We start from the raw sequence: 2,163 nt of genomic DNA on the forward strand, positions 1-2,163 counted from the left end.
GTCGCGCTGCGGCCACTGCGGGTCGGCCAGCAGCGCGGCAAGGGCCTGATCGTGCGCGCCGGATTCCTGGCGCAGGTCCAAGGTGGCCAGATGGAAGCCGAAGGTATCCACGCGCTGCAGCAGCTGGCGCAGGGCGAGCCAGCCCGCGTGCTCGCCGCGGTGCGCGCGCAGGCTCGCGGCGATCAGCTCGAGATCGGCGCGGAATTCGTCGACGCCCGCATACGCCTCGTCGCGCCCGGTCGCGGTCGCGGCCAGCCGCGCGCTGATCAGGCTCAGCAGGTGCCGGTACGGCATGTCGGCATAGCGTGCCTTGAGCCTGGCCGCGGCCTTCGGCAGCCGCGCGCGGTAGTCCGCAAGCCGCGCGAGCACGGCCTCGTCGACGCCGACGCGCGACAGCGACTGGCTCAGCAGGCGTTCGAGCTGCGCGATCTCGCGCCGGTAGGCGGCGAGGATCTGCGCGCGCTGCGCGGCCAGCGCCGCGCGCACGGTGTCGGCGCCGACGTTCGGATTGCCGTCCATGTCGCCGCCGACCCAGGTGCCGAAGCGCAGCAGCGCCGGCAGCGGCGGCACCGGGCCGAGCTCGGCCAGCACGTCCTCGAACACCTCGTAGAACACCGGCAGCATCGGATAGAGCACGTCGGCCAGGAAATAGCTGACATGGTCCATCTCGTCCTGCACGGTCGGCCGCTCGCGCGCGGCGTCGGCGGTCTGCCAGCCGGCGCTCAGCGCCAGGCGCATGCGCTCCTGGTCGGCGCGGCGCTCGGCCGGCGTGCGCTGGCGGTCGACGTCGGCGATCAGGCATTTGACGAGCACCTGCTCCTTGTCGAGCAGCGAGCGGCGCACGGCTTCGGTCGGATGCGCAGTGAACACGGGCTCGATGCGCAGGCGCGCGATCAGTGCCAGGATCTCCTCGCGGCCGACGCCGTCGCGGACCAGGTCACGCACGACCTCGCGCAGGCTGCCGGGCTGCGGCGCAGCACCGTTGCGCTCGTAGTCGCGGCGGCGGCGGATCCGGTGCACGCGCTCGGCGATGTTGATGGCCTGGAAATAGGTCGCGAACGCGCGCGCGAGGTCGATCGCGACGGCCGCCGGCGCGGTCAGCAGCGCGACGAGCTCGTCGGTCGAGGTCTGCTGCTCGCGCCGGCGTATCGCCGCGGCGCGCACGCGCTCGACCAGGACCAGGAAATCGGCGCCGAGCTGATCGGCCAGGATCTCGCCGACCAGCGCGCCCATGCGCGTGACGTCCTCGCGCAGGGCCTGGTCGACGCGCGGAAATTCCACGTCGCGCAGGGAATCGCCGGAGCCGTGTTCGGAAGTCGCACTCATCGCTCGCACCGGAAAACCGCAGTCCGCAAGGAATAGCCCGGCGCGGCGGCGACTGGCAAGCGCCGGCGCACCGGTCCGGATAGGACGTTTGGTTATGCGCGGCCGCCGGAGGACCGGTCCGCCGGCTTTACCGGCGCGGCGCATCCTGCTTGACTGTGCCCACCCCCGGCGGCGCACGGCATGGACGAAAGCATCGACATCACCCGGCAGATCGACGCGGCGCGCACCGGCGACGCCGCGGCGCTCGATGCGCTGTTCCCGGTCGTCTACGACGAGCTGCGCCGGCTCGCGCGCGCCGCGCTCGCGCGCGAACGCGCCGACCACACCCTGCAGCCGACGGCGCTCGTGCACGAGGCCTATCTGCGGCTCGTCGTGCAGCACAGCGCCGACTGGTCGGGCCGCGCATACTTCTTCAGCCTCGCCGCGAGTCTGATGCGGCGCATCCTCGTCAACCACGCGCGCGACCGCGCGGCGCAGAAGCGCGGCGGCGGCGCGGTGGTGCTGACCCTGTCCGAAGCCGAGCGCGTGGCCGACGGCGAATTCGACGTACTCGGGCTGCACGAGGCGCTGGAACGCCTCGCCGGGCTCGACCAGCGCCAGGCGCGCGTCGTCGAGCTCAAGTTCTTCGGCGGCCTGGAAATCGACGAGATCGCCGGCGTCGTCGGCGTCTCGCCGGCCACGGTGCGGCGCGACTGGAGCCTCGCGCGGCTCTGGCTCGGGCGCGAGCTGTCCGCATGACGCCGGCGCGCTGGCGGCAGCTGCAGCAGGTGCTCGCCGCGGCGCTGGAACGGCCGGCTGCGGAACGGCAGGCGGCGCTCGCCGCGGCCTGCGGCGACG

The 2,163-nt window shown here is 73.3% G+C and carries 2 protein-coding genes; one reads left to right on the forward strand and one right to left on the reverse strand.

Annotated elements, in window-relative coordinates; genetic code table 11:
* Window positions 1-1,326, reverse strand: a 1,326-nt coding sequence (locus NON22_RS23400; RefSeq protein WP_257389395.1) for a phosphoenolpyruvate carboxylase, incomplete at its 3' end; no start/stop codon positions are given.
* A gap of 180 nt (window positions 1,327-1,506) precedes the next feature.
* Between NON22_RS23400 and NON22_RS23405 the strand changes: the two genes are divergently transcribed.
* Window positions 1,507-2,064, forward strand: coding sequence for an ECF-type sigma factor (locus NON22_RS23405; protein WP_257389396.1), 558 nt, complete (start codon window positions 1,507-1,509; stop codon window positions 2,062-2,064).
* The last annotated feature ends 99 nt before the right edge of the window (window positions 2,065-2,163 follow it).

It is taken from the genome of Tahibacter caeni, from assembly GCF_024609805.1.
Taxonomy (GTDB): Bacteria; Pseudomonadota; Gammaproteobacteria; order Xanthomonadales; family Rhodanobacteraceae; genus Tahibacter; species Tahibacter caeni.